The organism is Ruegeria sp. AK11 (assembly GCF_056541095.1).
The window spans coordinates 141,032-156,495 of record NZ_JBQFXU010000006.1 but is presented as its reverse complement, the minus strand read 5'-3'; the positions used below and the strand labels follow the sequence as shown (position 1 = coordinate 156,495).

General features: G+C 56.8%; 14 protein-coding genes and 1 pseudogene. 5 read left to right on the top strand and 10 right to left on the bottom strand.

Features of this window, described 5'->3' with window-relative positions:
• Positions 1-19 precede the first annotated feature (19 nt).
• Both ACR0D9_RS14765 and nagA read left to right on the top strand, forming a co-directional pair.
• Entirely contained in the window at positions 20-1,048 is a 1,029-nt protein-coding gene (locus ACR0D9_RS14765; protein ID WP_480483411.1) for an SIS domain-containing protein, read from the top strand.
• Positions 1,045-2,178, top strand: coding sequence for an N-acetylglucosamine-6-phosphate deacetylase (gene nagA, locus ACR0D9_RS14760; RefSeq protein ID WP_480483413.1), 1,134 nt, complete (start codon positions 1,045-1,047; stop codon positions 2,176-2,178). The genes ACR0D9_RS14765 and nagA overlap by 4 nt, the downstream gene beginning before the upstream one ends.
• A 58-nt stretch (positions 2,179-2,236) precedes the next feature.
• On the opposite strand, the gene ACR0D9_RS14755 is transcribed toward nagA, so the two are convergent.
• Entirely contained in the window at positions 2,237-3,124 is an 888-nt protein-coding gene (locus ACR0D9_RS14755; RefSeq protein WP_480483415.1) for a c-type cytochrome, read from the bottom strand.
• Positions 3,125-3,138: 14 nt separating this feature from the next.
• Positions 3,139-3,606, bottom strand: a complete 468-nt coding sequence (locus ACR0D9_RS14750; protein WP_480483417.1) for a c-type cytochrome — start codon at positions 3,604-3,606, stop codon at positions 3,139-3,141.
• Between the two features lie 86 nt (positions 3,607-3,692).
• Here ACR0D9_RS14750 and ACR0D9_RS14745 point away from each other — a divergent pair, with 86 nt between their 5' ends.
• The 3 genes from ACR0D9_RS14745 to ACR0D9_RS14735 all read left to right on the top strand — a co-directional run bounded on the left by ACR0D9_RS14745 (position 3,693) and on the right by ACR0D9_RS14735 (position 6,499).
• The gene (locus tag ACR0D9_RS14745; protein ID WP_480483419.1) at positions 3,693-4,538 is read left to right on the top strand and encodes a LysR family transcriptional regulator; all 846 of its coding nucleotides are present in this window, start codon (positions 3,693-3,695) and stop codon (positions 4,536-4,538) included.
• Between the two features lie 93 nt (positions 4,539-4,631).
• A complete protein-coding gene (locus tag ACR0D9_RS14740; RefSeq protein ID WP_480488039.1) occupies positions 4,632-5,558 on the top strand; it encodes an MBL fold metallo-hydrolase in 927 nt (308 codons plus the stop codon).
• The gene (locus ACR0D9_RS14735) at positions 5,555-6,499 is read left to right on the top strand and encodes an MBL fold metallo-hydrolase (RefSeq protein ID WP_480483423.1); all 945 of its coding nucleotides are present in this window, start codon (positions 5,555-5,557) and stop codon (positions 6,497-6,499) included. Before ACR0D9_RS14740 ends, ACR0D9_RS14735 begins: the two co-directional genes overlap by 4 nt.
• A 1-nt stretch (position 6,500) precedes the next feature.
• On the opposite strand, the gene ACR0D9_RS14730 is transcribed toward ACR0D9_RS14735, so the two are convergent.
• The 8 genes and pseudogenes from ACR0D9_RS14730 to soxB all read right to left on the bottom strand — a co-directional run bounded on the left by ACR0D9_RS14730 (position 6,501) and on the right by soxB (position 15,408).
• A complete protein-coding gene (locus tag ACR0D9_RS14730; protein WP_480488037.1) occupies positions 6,501-7,559 on the bottom strand; it encodes a YeeE/YedE family protein in 1,059 nt (352 codons plus the stop codon).
• 52 nt (positions 7,560-7,611) lie between these two features.
• Positions 7,612-8,836: pseudogene (hemA, locus tag ACR0D9_RS14725) on the bottom strand (5-aminolevulinate synthase).
• Between the two features lies 1 nt (position 8,837).
• On the bottom strand, positions 8,838-9,272 hold the full coding sequence (locus tag ACR0D9_RS14720) for a DUF302 domain-containing protein (RefSeq protein ID WP_480488033.1): 435 nt from the start codon (positions 9,270-9,272) through the stop codon (positions 8,838-8,840).
• A gap of 80 nt (positions 9,273-9,352) precedes the next feature.
• Positions 9,353-10,615, bottom strand: coding sequence for an FCSD flavin-binding domain-containing protein (locus tag ACR0D9_RS14715; protein WP_480488031.1), 1,263 nt, complete (start codon positions 10,613-10,615; stop codon positions 9,353-9,355).
• Positions 10,616-10,639: 24 nt separating this feature from the next.
• Positions 10,640-11,320, bottom strand: a complete 681-nt coding sequence (locus tag ACR0D9_RS14710) for a c-type cytochrome (RefSeq protein ID WP_480483433.1) — start codon at positions 11,318-11,320, stop codon at positions 10,640-10,642.
• A gap of 29 nt (positions 11,321-11,349) precedes the next feature.
• On the bottom strand, positions 11,350-12,390 hold the full coding sequence (locus tag ACR0D9_RS14705; protein WP_480483435.1) for a c-type cytochrome: 1,041 nt from the start codon (positions 12,388-12,390) through the stop codon (positions 11,350-11,352).
• On the bottom strand, positions 12,374-13,645 hold the full coding sequence (gene soxC, locus ACR0D9_RS14700; RefSeq protein ID WP_480539217.1) for a sulfite dehydrogenase: 1,272 nt from the start codon (positions 13,643-13,645) through the stop codon (positions 12,374-12,376). The genes ACR0D9_RS14705 and soxC overlap by 17 nt, the downstream gene beginning before the upstream one ends.
• Positions 13,646-13,710: 65 nt before the next feature.
• Positions 13,711-15,408: a thiosulfohydrolase SoxB gene (soxB, locus tag ACR0D9_RS14695; RefSeq protein WP_480539215.1), complete on the bottom strand. Its 1,698-nt coding sequence runs from the start codon at positions 15,406-15,408 to the stop codon at positions 13,711-13,713.
• Positions 15,409-15,464 lie beyond the last annotated feature (56 nt).

Below are 15,464 nucleotides of genomic sequence, written 5' to 3'. Positions count from 1 at the left end.
TGATGGAAAGGCTGCCCCGATGACCCCGAAAACGACCCTGATGCGTCAGGAAATCGAAGAGATCCCTGTTGCCGTCGAGCGATTGCTCAGCAATGGCGGAGATGCCCTGAGCACAGCCGCGGACGTCGCCCGGAACGGCGGGCTGAAGTTCATGATTTCGGCGGCGCGCGGCTCTTCCGACCACGCCTGTACTTTTCTGAAATACGCAAGCGAATTGCTTCTTGGCTTGCCTATGGCATCCGTCGGCCCATCGGTCGCGTCAGTGTATGGCGCTGACCTGCATGTGGCCGGGGCGCTTTGCCTTTCTGTTTCACAATCAGGAAAAAGCCCGGATATCGTGCAGCTTACGAAAAATGCCCGAAAGGCCGGGGCCAGCACCGTAGCAATCACAAATGACCCATCTTCCCCCCTTGCACTGGCGGCTGAGGCGGCTTTGCCGCTGCACGCAGGCCCCGAGCTTAGTGTAGCGGCGACAAAGACATTCGTGACCTCGCTGGTTGCCGGGCTTTGGCTACTGGCGGAACTGAAAGGCGACAAAGATCTTCTGGCTGCGCTGCGTGGCCTGCCAAAGCACCTTGATGCCGCCACACGGTGTGACTGGGGCAAAGCGGCGGCTGCCGTCACCCAAAGCTCGCTTTATACGCTTGGTCGCGGACCAAGCGTAGCGATCTCGAACGAGGCCGCGCTGAAATTCAAGGAAACCTGCCAGATCCATGCCGAAAGTTATTCCTCGGCCGAGGTGCTGCATGGCCCTGTCTCGATCGTGGAAGGCGGATTTCCGGTTATTGCCTTTGCCGCCAATGATCCCGCAGAGCCGCTGTTGGCCGAGGTTGCCGACACGCTCGCGGCCAAAGGGGCACAGGTATTTGCCACCAGCCCAATGGTCACAAAGGCCGAGGTGCTGCCTCATGTCCGCACGGATCATTGGCTGACGGACCCGGTGGCAGCTATCGTGTCCTTTTATTCAATGGTCGAGCAGGTCGCAGTACAGCGCGGGATCAACCCGGATGCGCCACGTCACCTGCGGAAAGTGACGGAAACGGTATGAGCGGCCAGGCGACCATCTACCACGGCGGGCTTGTTTATGACGGCACCAGTTTGCATGACGGTGCCGCGCTGCGGCTGGAGGCTGGCCGCATCACCGATATTGGCGTTGACGTGAAGACAAGCGCTGGCAAGCTTGTCGATCTGCAAGGCGATATTCTGGCCCCCGGCTATGTTGACCTGCAAGTGAATGGCGGTGGCGGAGTGATGTTCAACGCCGCCCCGTCTGTCGATACACTGGCACGCATCGCCAAGGCGCACCGGACGCTTGGGGCAACCTCGATCCTTCCCACCCTGATCACGGATACCGCAGCCAAGACCCGCGCCGCCATCGAAGCGGCCAAGGCGGCGGTAGCTGCGGGTATTGCGGGGATCGCTGGCCTGCATCTTGAGGGACCACATCTTTCGGTGGCTCGGAAAGGTGCCCATGATGCAGCCCTGATCCGCCCCATGGATGACGAGGACCTGACAACGCTTGTCGCGGCAGCACAAGCGCTACCCGCATTGATGCTGACGGTTGCGCCAGAAAACGTGTCAATTGCGCAGGTGAAAGCGCTGGTCTCAGCAGGTGCCGTTGTTTCGCTGGGCCACAGTGATGCGGATTATGATACCTGCCTGTCTTATGCCGAGGCCGGTGCGTCCTGCGTCACGCATCTGTTCAACGCCATGAGTCAACTGGGCAATCGATCTCCCGGGCTTGTCGGGGCGGTTCTGGCCGCGGGTCGATTAAACGCCGGGCTAATCGCCGACGGTATTCACGTTCACCCTGAAGCCATGCGCACAGCCTGGGCCGCCAAGCGGGGCCCAGGCCGGATATTTCTGGTCAGCGATGCGATGGCGCCGGCTGGCACGGACCAGCGCATGTTCGAACTGGAAGGCCGCCGCATTTCCCGCAAAGACGGGCGTTTGACACTGGCCGATGGTACTTTGGCAGGGGCTGATCTAGATTTGACCACAGCGCTGCGTGTTCTGACCACGCAAGCCGAAGTGCCGCTGGAAGTCGCATTGGCATCCGCGACGCGTATACCCGCCGAAGTAATGGGATTATCCGACGCGGGGCGCTTAACCATAGGAAAACAATGCCCGCTGATCCGCATTGCCAGAGATCTGAGCAACGTAGACGTGCTGGTTTGAACCAGCGTCATAAGACCTGCGCTGACAAAATCCTGAGTTTCTGCAACCATTAGTCAATTCACTGAACGGGAACGGATTTCAGGTAAGCAGCAATGGCCAATCGGTCTTCATCGCTTAGTTTCGAGGTGTTCTCGATGACTTCGACCATTTCGCCACCAGCGCTGTCATAATCCGGTGTGAAACCGGATTTCAGATATTCAGCGATGTCAGCCTCGGACCAGTCAAGCTGGGCGGTGGTCAAACCGGGGATGCGCCCCTTTCCATTCGGATTTGGCGCTCCGGTCAGCCATAGACCCCGCTTCAACCCTCCCAGTCCGTTTCGTGGTGTATGGCATTCTGCGCAGTGCCCCAAAGCTTCCACCAAATACCGGCCTCGGATTTGCTGGTCGGTCAGATCACCTTCAACCACCCAGCCCGAGTCTGAAAACAGAAGTTTCCACAACCCCAGCCCGCGCCGGATATTGAAAGGGAACCCAATGTCATGCGGGATATTTGCCGCGTCAGACGCAGGCAGGGTGTTCAAAAACGCATGAAGCGCCGCAACATCCTCGACCGTCATCTTGGCATAAGACGTATAGGGGAAGGCCGGGTAATAATGCTGTCCCTTGGGGCCTGTTCCGTGTTTCAGGGCATTGGCCAGATCCAGCGCGGACCATGATCCAATTCCGGCGTCTGGATCACTGGAGATGTTTGGAGCTACAAACGTACCAAAATCCGTTTCGAACCGCCGCCCGCCGGAAAGAATAAGCTTTCCTTCCTCGCTGGCATCCGGGGCCGAGTGGCATGAGGCGCATCCTGCTGAATAGAAGACAGACGCCCCTCTGGTCACGTCGGGGGTCAGACCCGCCAACCGGGCTGGATCAACCCTTTGCGGTCGGGTCAACAGCAAACCGGCCAACCCGACCATAAGCATGACCAGAACGGCGAAAAGTAGAATGCGCCGCACTGATCAATTCTCCTTTAATTTTCCGGTGCTCTGTAAGCTTTGTGACAGGCAGAGCAGGTTCCGCCAAGCTGACCCATCGCCCCTTTCAGGGCTTCAACGTCCTGACCTGCCGCAGCCTGCATCGCAACAGCGGCGTCGGCCAGTGCCTGCCCTTTGGCCCCAACATCTGCGAAGTTTTCCCAAATTGCAGGCAAGGCACGGGTAGACGGGTCTGACACATTATCCGATCCGGCTGGCCACATCGCAGACTGGTCGATCTGCGACACGACAACAATATTATTTGCGGCCCGTGTAGCCGCTTCGGCATCATATTCTGCCTCTCCCTTGGCCATGGCGCCCAGCGTTCCAAGGTTGAAAGCGTAAAGCTGCATAATCGAAGTCCGCGCTTTTACAGCCGGGTTTTCGCTATCCTGAGCAATTGCAGTTCCAACTACGGCCAAGGACAAAAGACCTGCCGCAAAGATCGAAGACTTCTTAATCATGGTGTGGCTCCCTGTTTAATGTGCCATATGATAGCTTGAACGATTTTTCTTGTAATTGTTTGTTATTCGGCCTCTCCTGTTCATTTATGAACAACGACAATTGGGACGATATTCGGTATGCCCTCGCCGTCAGCAAACACGGCTCGTTGAATGCGGCGGCGACAGCCCTGGGCGTTGCACATGCAACCGTCCTGCGCAGAGTTGCCGCCTTCGAACACCGATATGGCTGTGTTGTTTTTCGGAAAGACCCGTCAGGGTATTCAGTACTTCCCGAAGCCAGAACAATTCTGTCCGCCATGGAAAGCGTTGAAGACGCCGTGCTTTCGGTAGAACGCGCCGTTGTGGGCGCAAATCGTTCGCCTGCGGGTCTTGTGCGTATCGCGTCCACGGACAGCCTTTGCCAGTTTGTCCTGCCACAGATACTAAACTCAATTTCCGCCCTCTATCCGAGCCTCGAACTGACGATCCTCAGCGGTAACAGTCACCATGATCTGACCAGGTTAACTGCGGATATAGTTGTCCGCCCTTCAGTTCAACTTGGTGAAGGGTTGACCGGAGAGCGCGCAGGAACGTTGTTCTTTGGGGTTTACAGTGACGGTACCCGTGACCAAAAATGGATGCGGCTTGATGGGGCTCTCAGCCGTTCACTTCCGGCCAAATGGTTGGCTGAACATGTTCGCGCCGATGACATGACAAACGGAGCAGACAGTTTTCTGGTGCTTCAGCAGATGGTTGCATCCGGTGTGGGGCGAGCTTTCTTACCTGCTTTTATTGGCGACGCTGATCCCCGGCTTCACAGGTTGAACGACATTGATCCCGGAATCGAGGTTCCACTTTGGGTCGCGACGCTAGAGGAAATCGCACACACGCCAAGATTTGCGGTCGTGCAACGGGCTCTGGTTGAACACCTGCCGCATGCACTGGCTGGGTGACGTCACAATTATAGTGGTGGAAAGCCCAGAGATAATGTACCGTCCGGGCCATTCATCATTTACAAATAAAAACATTCATCTTAATGATTATGTATGAGCAGAGACCCACATTTCTCCCGGCGCACCTTCCTGTCTCAGGGCGCATGTCTGGCGCTCTGCCTGCGACCCAGCTTTGCGATTGCGGAAATGACACTTGGCCAATCGGCAAGGATTTCGACTTTGACAGATGGGTATCTGTCGTTGCCGCCCGAAATGGTCTTTGGCGCAATGCCCGAGGCAGAGCTGACAGAACTTCTGAACCGCTATCAGGTAGATCTGACCAGATACGAGCCCGAGTGCAACATTGTGCTCTACCGCGATGACCAGAATACCATACTGTTCGATGTTGGAGCCGGGCCCGACTTCATGCAAACCGCTGGCAAACTTCCGGAAACTTTGGACGCCGTCGGGTTGTCTCCGGATGAGGTCACGCAGGTGATCTTCACCCATGCACATCCAGATCACATCTGGGGTGTGCTGGACGACTTCGGAGATCCCCTCTTTCCCAATGCCAGATTTCATCTTGGCCGCACGGAATGGGACTATTGGTGGAACCCCGCAACCGTGGAAAAGATAGGGGCCGACCGCACGGCCTTCGCGGTGGGCGCAAAGCGGCGCATGGAAGCCATCGAAGGCATGGTTGCGTTTTTTGATGATGGGCAGGAAATCCTTCCCGGTATCGCAGCACGCGCTAGTTTCGGGCACACGCCCGGACATATGGCCTTCGAGATTCGCAAAGGCAGTGACGCGGTGATGGTCGTGGGCGATGCGCTCGGCAATCCGCACGTCGCGTTCGAGCGTCCGGATTGGCGCAGCGGTACGGATCAGGACCCCGACGCCGCGGCAAGTGCACGGAAATCGCTGCTGGATCAGATTTCTCATGCCCAAATGAATATTATTGGATTCCATCTGCCAAATGGCGGATTTGGCCGTGTCGAAAAGGCCGGTTCGACCTATCGATTTATTGGAGAGCCTGCATGATGCGCGCTTTGTTGATTGCCTGTACCCTGGCCACGCAAACCTGGGCCAGTGAGGATATTGCAGACCAGTACCCGCAGAGCGTTCTTTACTCGAAACCTGTCGAATTTATTCCCGGCGTCTTTTCCGCCATCGGTGCAACCGCACCCCCGACTTATGAGAATTCGGGCCACAACAATAACCTCAGCTTCATCGTGACCGGAGAGGGTGTTGTCGTCATCAACGGTGGCGCGGCCTATGTGCTTGCCGAAGCGCTTCATAAGGAGATTCAAGCGCTCACGGATCAGCCCGTGAAGCTTGTCTTCAACGAAAACGGTCAGGGGCACGCTATGCTGGGGAATGCCTACTGGTCGGAACTTGGGGTGCCCATCGTCGCTCATTCAGATGCTGCGGCTGAATTCGAAGAATATGGGCCACAAATCCTTGAAGGGATGCAGGCATATAACAAGGACAAGGCAAAAGGAACGTTTTTGGCCGGTCCGACAGAAACGTTTGACGATGAATACGTTGTCGAACTCGGCGATTTTCGCATGGAGGCCAAACATCTTGGACCTGCGCACAGCCCCGGCGACATTTCGATCTGGTTGCCCAATCAAAGCCTTGTCATCGCCGGTGACATGGCATTTCACGAACGTATGCTGCCGATCTTTCAGGACACCTACACCGCAGATTGGCTTGAGACCTGGGACAATGAGTTCGAGGCACTGGAAGCCACATATGTGATCCCCGGGCACGGTCATCCTACGAACATGGATCAGGTGCGCCGGTATACACGCGACTATCTTGTCTACCTGCGCGCAATGATCCAGGAACATATGGATGCAGGCGGGGATCTGGCCGAGGCCTATTACGTCGACCAAAGCCCTTATGCCCATTTGGACACGTTCGAAGAACTGGCCACAAAAAACGCCGGTCGTGTCTACGAACAGATGGAATTCGAATAAGTCAGGACCGCCGAAGAACGGGCATTCGCATCATCATCCGATGGGTGGCAACGGCCCCGACCCACATCGAGAAGACTGCAAGCCACGCAGTCAGCGACAAGGCCGACCCCCCGGACAATCCGGCACCAACGGCGCAGCCACCTGCCAACATCGCACCAAATCCCATCAAGACGGCCCCGACAAGGTAACGCTCCATCGGAGTATCCGGGCCGAACTGTTCGATCTTCCACTCGCCGGAAAGAACGGCAGAAACAACGGCGCCAATTGCAACGCCCGGAACCAGACCAATGCCAAAGGACAGCGCAATGTTCCGCTCGGCCACCAGCGCCATCAATGTATCCGTTGCCGGGCCGGTGAACGTGACCGAAGACACCGGCACGACTTCGAAGGAGGCTTGTGCAATCGCAAATGTCATCAACCAGCCAAGCGCCACGGCGACACCAACTCCGGCGGCCGTGACAATCTTTGTCACTGTCACCTGCTGGCGCACTGCAAACACGACGGCCAGAACAAAGGTCCCTGCGGCAAAGACTGTGTACGCGATGGGCGAAAACCCAAGTAGTGCCGAAAGGTCGCGCGCATTGCCACCTGCGATCGTCCAAATACCGGACAGCGCCTCGCGCGCGGGGCTGAGCACACCCGTGTAAGCCGCTTGCGCGACCAATGTCAGAACCAGCCCCGTCACCATTGCCCGCAGATTGCCGCATGAGGCCAACACCAACAGGCGCGACGCGCATCCGCGCGCCAAAATCATTCCGGCGCCAAACATCAGACCGCCGATCACCGCCCCACTCAGGCTGCCTGTTGACGCAATTGAACGCGCTCCGGACAAATCCAGCCATTCAATCGAGACGAACCCCTGTACCAGCATCAACGCCGACGTGAATGCGATCAGCCAGACGGCCAGACGGGGCCCAAGTTCGCCCTCGGCGACTTCAACAGTGGATGCCCGCAAACAGAAATGAGATTTCTGAGCGGTAACTCCGAACAGGATGCCAACAAGCAAACCGGCGACAGCCAATGTGCCCGAATCTCCCAGCAGTTCGATGAGGCGTTCCATAGACAAAAACTCTCACCTTTTTACGTGCCCGTCTTTGCCTTTCGTCAAGTTCTCACTGTGCAGCCATTGGCTTGCGCGCAAGCTGACACTGTGTCCACAACGCACCCAATGCCTCGACCAACCGGGTCACATCTTCTGACGAATGTACAGGCGACGGTGTGATCCGAAGACGTTCGGTGCCTTTCGGGACAGTGGGATAGTTTATCGGCTGGATATAAATCCCATAGTCGCGCATCAGAACATCCGAGATGAAGCGGCACTTGACCGGGTCACCGACCACGACCGGGATAATATGGCTTGGGTTGGGCGTGTGCGGAATGCCCAAAGCGTCCAGCCTGCCTCGAACCTCGCTTACGCGTTGCTGATGCAAACACCGTTCCGCATTGCTTTGCTTTAGGTGCCGAACGGATGCTGCTGCGCCGGCGGCGACGGCCGGTGGCAACGCGGTAGTAAAGATAAACCCGCTGGCAAAGGAACGGACAAAGTCGACAAGTTCCTTTGACGCCGCGATATACCCACCAACCACGCCGAACGCTTTGCCCAACGTGCCTTCGATGACTGTCAGGCGATCCATCAACCCTTCGCGTTCGGCAATGCCGCCACCGCGCGGGCCGTAAAGCCCTACTGCATGAACCTCGTCCAGATAGGTCATCGCGCCGTACCGATCCGCCAGATCGCAGATTTCGGCAATCGGTGCGATATCGCCATCCATCGAATACACACTTTCAAACGCGATCAGTTTTGGCGCGTTGAACGGCAGTTCCATGAGATGTCGCTCAAGGTCCTTCAAATCGTTATGCTTCCAGACCCGCTTTGCGCAACGACTGTGGCGGATACCCTCGATCATCGATGCGTGGTTCAATTCGTCGGACAGAACCGTGATACCGGGAATTCGCGAAGGCCAGAGTTCCCAATGCAGCCCAATTTGAAACATACCCGGACGTAAAAAGCAGTGCTGCTTCCTTGCCATGCAGATCTGCAAGCTCCTGCTCAAGCAGAACATGTTCATGGGTGGTCCCCGAAATATTCCGGGTCCCGCCAGCCCCTGCGCCACAGCCATCAATCGCCCGGTGCATGGCCGCCAGGACCTTTGGATGCTGACCCATTCCCAGATAATCGTTCGAGCACCAGACCGTAACTTTCTCAGGTCCGTTTTCTGCGTGGTTGTGTGCAGTTGGAAATGCTCCGCAATGACGCTCAAGCTCGGCGAAGACCCGGTAATTTCCTTCGTCCTGCAATTGCCTCAGCTGGTCACGAAAATACTGTTGGTAGTCCATGTCAGTTTCCAACGGCTTCTTCTACAATACCGGCCAACAGGGCTTCGACTTTCTCCATCGGTCCGTCAGGATAGCTTCGGTAGCCCACTTTGACACCGCCTTCGTCCTCGGCCACAAAGATCCCGTAGGGGCAATAGCCGATATTCATCGGGTCGGCCTCCATCATCTCGCGCGAGAGCTTTGCGGAACAGAAGATAAATATTTCAGCGGCTGTGAAAATCTGCTTGTCGCTGCCGACATCCGCCCCCGTCCGATTCAGCATGTCACCAACATGGCTCACATAATCGATAACCAGCCCCTGCCCAACAATTGCTGATTCAACGGCAAAGGTTGCATCATCAAAGCTCCCGTCAAAGGGAACGGCAATGACCTCCTCAGCAATAACCGGGTTTGCCAATACAACTGAAAGTGCGGCTGATGCGATAAAGTGTTTCATGATGATGTTCCTCCTCCTGAACCACATTTCTTCAGATTTCACCGCCAAGACTTTGACACCGGTCAAAGCCTTGGCGTTTCTTAGCCGAACATGTCCGATGTGATACCAGCATACCAACCCAGCGACTCTTGGTAGGTTGCTTTTCTCAGGTCGGAATCTTCGCCGGTTTGGCTGATAAAGCCATCCACCTTGGCAATCTTTTCAGGCGTCGCCTCATAAGTCGCACCGACCTTGACCCCGTCATCCGTATCAATGAGCGACCAGCACGTGTTCGAGAACTTGGCCGGGAAGATCTTTGATCCGGTCAATGCGCCACGAACCGCATTGGCACAGACTTTCGCCTGGCTGTTGGCCGAAAAACCGGATTTCGGCATGTCACCTTGCTGGCTGGCATCACCAAGAACATAGATGTCAGGATCAGCTTTCGATGACATGTCCGCCGCGTTCACCGGTGCCCAGTTGCCATCGGTTACACCGGCCATTTCCGCAATACGCCCGGCTTTCATGGCCGGGATCACGTTGCAGACGTCGACCTTGGTTTCTTCACCGTCGATGGTCACCGTCATGGCATCCGGATTGACCGAGACATTGCCGCCGCCAAAATCCTCTCCGATCCAGTCGATCATGCCTTCGTAGTGGTCGGCCCACCCCTCCTGGAACAAAGACATCTTGGAGAATTTGGCTTTCGGATCAGCAATGATGATTTTCGCTGTCGGATTGTTCGCCTTCAGAACATGCGCAACCATCGAAACCCGCTCATAAGGTCCGGGCGGGCAACGGAACGGGTTCGGTGGTGCGACCATCGCAAAGGTTCCGCCTTCGGGCATCGCCAGAACCTGCGCCTTCAACAGCTCGGTTTGAGAGCCCGCCTTATACGCATGCGGCATCTTGTTCTGTGCAGTTACATCCCACCCCTCGACCGCGCCGTCGACAAAGTCGATACCCGGGCTCAGGATCAATTTGTCATAAGGAATAGATCCGCCACCCGCCAATGAGACAGTTTTGGCGTCGCGGTCGACACCCACGGCCCAATCGTGAACCACGTTGATACCGTATTTTGCGGCAAGCGTGCCATAGCTGTGCGCAATGTCCGAAAGCTCTTGAAACCCGCCCAGATACAGGTTCGAGAAAAAACAGGTGTAATATGTTTTGGACGGCTCGATCAGAATGACATCAATCTCACCCTTGCTGTCTTTGGCGATATAGCGCGCCGCGGTTGCGCCGCCTGCCCCGCCCCCGATCACCACGACACGGGGCTTGCCCTGCGCCAGCACCATCGGGGCCGACAGCCCGGCAGCAAGTACCCCTGCGGTTCCCAGAAATGTCCGTCTGTCGAGTGTCATCGCGTTTCCTCCCCTTAGGCATTGTCACTGTGGGTTGTTGAAGTAAGCGGCCAATGCCGCGATCTCATCACTGCTCAGGCGGCCCGCGATCATCTGCATGACGGGATGGGGCCGCTGCTTGTCCTTGTAGGCGTGCATGGCGACAACAAAATCCTGGTCGGGCCAGTAAACGATCGAAGGAATCCCATCATCGCCACCCTCTATCTGGTGGCACGTCGTGCATTCGCTGCTCAGGTATTCGCCATATTCGGGATCGCCCTGAATCGCGAGGATTTCGGGGTTGACGGAATGGTCCGTTCCCTTTGCCGTTGGGTCGGCTTCGGGGATGTCTTGCGGGTTGTCGGAAAACACACGCAAATAGGCAATTACATTGGCCCGGTCTTCCGGGTTCTCGAGCCCGCGAAAGCTCATTCTGGTGCCGGATGCGAATGCGCGGGGGTTTTCAATGTAAGCCGACAATGTGTCGGCATGCCATTCCAGACCCGAGGTACCCGCACGGATCAGGCTTTTGGAATAGGTGAACTCCTCAAGCCCGGCAGCCCGGCGGCCAAAAATACCATTCAGGTGCGGACCGATCCTGTTTTCAGCGCCCGCGCCGACCTGATGACATCCTTCGCATTGGGCAAACACAAGTTTGCCAGCTGCTGCATCGCCAAGGTCCTCAGTCGCGGCGGCAGCGGTTGCCAGGATACTCGCAGCAAACATGACACCTGTTGCCCACCGCCGCCACATGATCAGCTTCCGAACGACTTAAGGTAAACAATGACAGCGTCGATATCATCCTGTTTCTTGAGGCCGGCAAAGGACATACGTGTCCCCTTCATATAGGCTTTGGGTTTGGCCAGAAATGCAGCCATTTCTTCATCTGTCCAAACCAACCCATCCTCGGCAGCAGCTTTCATCGCCTGAGAGTACTTAAAGCCTTCGGCACCAGCCGCATTGGCACCGGCGACACCGTTCAGTGCCGGACCGGTGCGATGCTTGGCCCCGTCCCCGACCTGATGGCAGGACTTGCACTTCTTGAAAACTTTTTCGCCATTTTCGATCATCTCAGGATCAAGTGCCGCTATGTCCTCAGCAGGTTCATCGACTTCGACGGATGCTTCTTCGGAAACAGCCGCCTGGTCCGGACTGTCAGCCCCGGCTTCGTCAGGCGTTACATCCAGAACGGCGGCGCGCTTGGTGATTTCCACGCCTTCTTTGCAATCCGTCATGCATGGCTCATCCGTCCAGAAATGCGCCTCGGCCGCTTCGCGGTCATCCACGATGAAACCCCCGGCATTCGGCATTTCCACTTCAAGGAAATTTTCGTGCGACAGCGTGAACTCATCATCAACGATGTCGTTGGAATACAGTATATAAGCGACAATCGCGTAAACTTCGTCAGGCTCCAGCGTTTGTGCGTCTCCAAACGGCATCGAACGGTTCACATAATCCCATACCGTCGAAAGGTGCGGCCAGTAAGAGCCCACTGTTTTCAGCGGGTCTTTATCTGCAAGCGTGCCCTCGCCGCCCGCCAGTTTCGGCCAGTTGTCCACACCTTCAGCAAAATCGCCATGACAGATCGCGCACCGTTCGGCAAAGACCTCTTCGCCGGTGAACACGTCGCCAGAACCTTCGGGCAATCCGGTTCCGTCAGGTGCAATGTCGTGGTCCCACGCCGCGATTTCTTCGGGCAACGCAGGGCGCCCAAGTCCTAGCTTGTCTGCATGGGCTGGAACCGCCACGCTCAACCCAAGGGCCGAGGCGGCCAATAGCTTACGATACTTCGACATTTTCCGCCTCTCCGTTTTCCTTGATCCACCAGGTCTGGATACAATTGTTGTGGTAGATCGAGTTCTCGCCCCGCACGTCCCGCAGTTGAGCTTTGCTGGGTTGGACGTAACCGGTCGAATCCTTCGCGCGGGCCTGTAACAGCATCTCTGAACCGTCCCAGTTATAGTCCAGATAAAACCGGGTCAGCGCCTTGTCTGTCCCGGGGGCCGCCAGACGTGCCGGAACCCAGTTCTTGCCACCATCCACCGACACGTCGACGCCGGTAATCGAGCCCCGCCCGGACCAGGCCAACCCGGTGATCACCAACGGCCCCGGCCCATGCGTGATCGGCGCTTGCGGGCTGGGCGATGTGACGACCGATTTGGCGTCCATGACCCATGTCCACTTGCGTGATGTTCCGTCTTCGAGAGTATCCGTATACTTGGATGTCTCTTCGCGGCTTTCGATAGCCATCTCGGTGACCTCGACCCGGCGCAACCACTTGACCCACATGTTGCCTTCCCAGCCGGGAACGACAAGACGAACGGGATATCCGTGCTCCTTGCGCAAAGCCTCACCATTGGCCTTGAACGCAACAAGTACGTCATCCATTGCCTTTTCCAGTGGGATCGAGCGACCATTCGAGGAAGCATCGGCGCCTTCTACGTAAACCCATTTGCCTTCGGGCTTTACCCCGGCCTCTTCCAGCAGAGTGCGCAGCGGAACACCGGAATATTCCATGTTGTGGATCATTCCGTGCGTGAACTGCGCGCCGTTGAGCTGCGCACCGGCCCATTCCATACCCGTATTGGCAGCGCATTCGCAGAAATAGATACGGTTCTCGCGCGGGAAACGTTCCAGATCTTCATATGTGAAAATCAGCGGAGTTTCGACCAGACCGTTGATCATCAGACGGTAGTCCGCCTTGCTCAGTTCGATCGCACCCGAATGGTGCCGCTCGAATGCGCATCCCTGCGGGGTGATCGTGCCGTCCAGCGCGTGGATCGGCGTGAAATTGATCGAACTGATTGTGTCTGCGGTCAACCACTCGACGTTGCGCCGTACGACATCACTCTCGAATTGGATTGGCAGGCCGTAGGGGGTTGCATCTACACCTTCGCCCGTTGCCTGTGCCCATTCCTGAACCTGAGTGATCAGCGGGTCAGGGCCTGCGGCGCGCGCCGCTGAGGCACCGACCGCACCTACGCCAACCGCGGCAGCACCGCTTAGAAACTGGCGACGCGATGGGGCTTTTGCCCTTGGATTCTCGCTCATTTTGTTTGCCTCCGTCATTCGATCAGCAAATCTTGTATTCAATGTTTGACATTCGGTTCGCGCTGTCAGGCTCCGATCACCTCGACCGATGTATTCGGCTCGACGGTGACGGTGCCCTGATTACGAATGTGGTTTTCGACGACATCCCAGATGGGCGGGCCTTCGGTGCCCTCGTTGACGCTGGCCCAACCGGCCACAACATAGGATTTCGCCGGATCAATCGCCTCACCCGTCTTGAGCAGGGTCATGTCGCTGATCCGCTGCCCTTGCGGTTTGGTGACATCGATACGGTATCCAAGGCCGCCGACACGCACCATGTCGCCACCCTGCTGGTAATAGGGATCGGGGTTGAACAGGTTGTCGCCAACATCCTCGAGGATCACGTGAATGAATTCACCCGTCATTTCCGTACGATACGCATTCGGATAGGACATCGAAGTGACATTCCAGATATCCTCACGCGTGATCTCCTGACCGGGCAGGATCGACGGACCCCAGCGCACACCCGGCGACATGGCAATGTCTGCCTCGCGCTCGCTGATCAGTGCATCGCAGATCAGATCGTCCCACGTGCCATTGAAGTTTCCGCGCCGATACAGCAGCGAGTCCGTCTTGCCGATCACTTCGCCTAGTGCCGCATCATATGGTGCGCGCTGTTCGTTGATCAGGGCCGTGATTGCCGGATCAGGCGCGATGACGTCTGAAAAGATCGGGATCAGCTTGTGCTTCAGCCCCATCATCTGGCCATCCCGCACGTCCAGATCAACGCGGCTGACGAATTTGCCGTTCGAGCCGGACGCGATGATATGCGTCTTTTCGACTAGAACCGGTTCAGGCAAAGCGTCATGGGTGTGACCGCTCAGGATTACATCAATCCCCTGAACGCGGCTCGCCATCTTTTTGTCCACGTCAAAGCCGTTATGGCTGAGGACGACGACTACATCGGCACCTGCGTTGCGCACCTCGTCCACCATGGCCTGCATGTTCTCATCCCGGATCCCGAACGAGTATTCCGGGAACATCCAACTGGGGTTGGCAATTGGCATATACGGGAAAGCCTGCCCGATAACGGCAACCTTGGCCCCGCCGCGTTCGAAGAACTTGTAGGGCTTGAAAAGCTCCGCAGGTTCATCCCATTCCGCGTCAAAAATATTCTGACCCAGCGCCGCAAAAGGCAAACCTTCAACGATCTCGTTGACCCGCTCGCTGCCCAACGTGAACTCCCAATGGAATGTCATCGCATCGGGCTTGAGTGCATTCATCACGTTGACCATGTCCTGACCCGCCGTCTGATAGCAGGTATACGAGCCATGCCAGGTATCGCCCCCATCCAGCAACAGCGCATCTGGCCGGTCGGCACGGATGGCGTTGATAACGGTCGAAACCCGGTCAAGTCCTCCGACGCGGCCATAGGTCTTCGCCAATGAAGCAAAGTCATTGTAGGTCAGCGCATAGGCGGACGGGCTGCCATCGTCGATCCCGTAAGCCTTGCGAAACGCGGCCCCCGTCACATGCGGCATTTGCCCGCGCGCGTCTCCGATGCCCAGGTTGACCTCGGGCTCGCGGAAGTAGATCGGTTTGAGCTGCGCGTGGATATCCGTGATATGAATCAGGCTGATATTTCCAAAGGTCTCAAATTCCAGCAACTGGTCCTGGGTCAGGCTTTGCTGGGCCGCCAGCCTTGCCCAGTTCCCGAAACCGGATGCCCCGTACAGCGCTGAGGCCGCCATGGAGACCTGTAGAAAATCACGTCGCGATATCATTTGTCGGCTTTCCTGTTTCACATATAAATGTGTGAATGTAGTAGAAATGAAAAACC

What these genes read in the sequence shown, in the direction of transcription:
- ACR0D9_RS14765 (WP_480483411.1), top strand. Translation starts at nt 20, where the DNA reads ATGACCCCGAAAACGACCCTGATGCGTCAGGAAATCGAAGAGATCCCT.
- nagA (WP_480483413.1), top strand. Translation starts at nt 1,045, where the DNA reads ATGAGCGGCCAGGCGACCATCTACCACGGCGGGCTTGTTTATGACGGC.
- ACR0D9_RS14750 (WP_480483417.1), bottom strand. Translation starts at nt 3,606, where the DNA reads ATGATTAAGAAGTCTTCGATCTTTGCGGCAGGTCTTTTGTCCTTGGCC.
- ACR0D9_RS14745 (WP_480483419.1), top strand. Translation starts at nt 3,693, where the DNA reads ATGAACAACGACAATTGGGACGATATTCGGTATGCCCTCGCCGTCAGC.
- ACR0D9_RS14740 (WP_480488039.1), top strand. Translation starts at nt 4,632, where the DNA reads ATGAGCAGAGACCCACATTTCTCCCGGCGCACCTTCCTGTCTCAGGGC.
- ACR0D9_RS14735 (WP_480483423.1), top strand. Translation starts at nt 5,555, where the DNA reads ATGATGCGCGCTTTGTTGATTGCCTGTACCCTGGCCACGCAAACCTGG.
- ACR0D9_RS14730 (WP_480488037.1), bottom strand. Translation starts at nt 7,559, where the DNA reads ATGGAACGCCTCATCGAACTGCTGGGAGATTCGGGCACATTGGCTGTC.
- ACR0D9_RS14720 (WP_480488033.1), bottom strand. Translation starts at nt 9,272, where the DNA reads ATGAAACACTTTATCGCATCAGCCGCACTTTCAGTTGTATTGGCAAAC.
- ACR0D9_RS14715 (WP_480488031.1), bottom strand. Translation starts at nt 10,615, where the DNA reads ATGACACTCGACAGACGGACATTTCTGGGAACCGCAGGGGTACTTGCT.
- ACR0D9_RS14710 (WP_480483433.1), bottom strand. Translation starts at nt 11,320, where the DNA reads ATGTTTGCTGCGAGTATCCTGGCAACCGCTGCCGCCGCGACTGAGGAC.
- ACR0D9_RS14705 (WP_480483435.1), bottom strand. Translation starts at nt 12,390, where the DNA reads ATGTCGAAGTATCGTAAGCTATTGGCCGCCTCGGCCCTTGGGTTGAGC.
- soxC (WP_480539217.1), bottom strand. Translation starts at nt 13,645, where the DNA reads ATGAGCGAGAATCCAAGGGCAAAAGCCCCATCGCGTCGCCAGTTTCTA.
- soxB (WP_480539215.1), bottom strand. Translation starts at nt 15,408, where the DNA reads ATGATATCGCGACGTGATTTTCTACAGGTCTCCATGGCGGCCTCAGCG.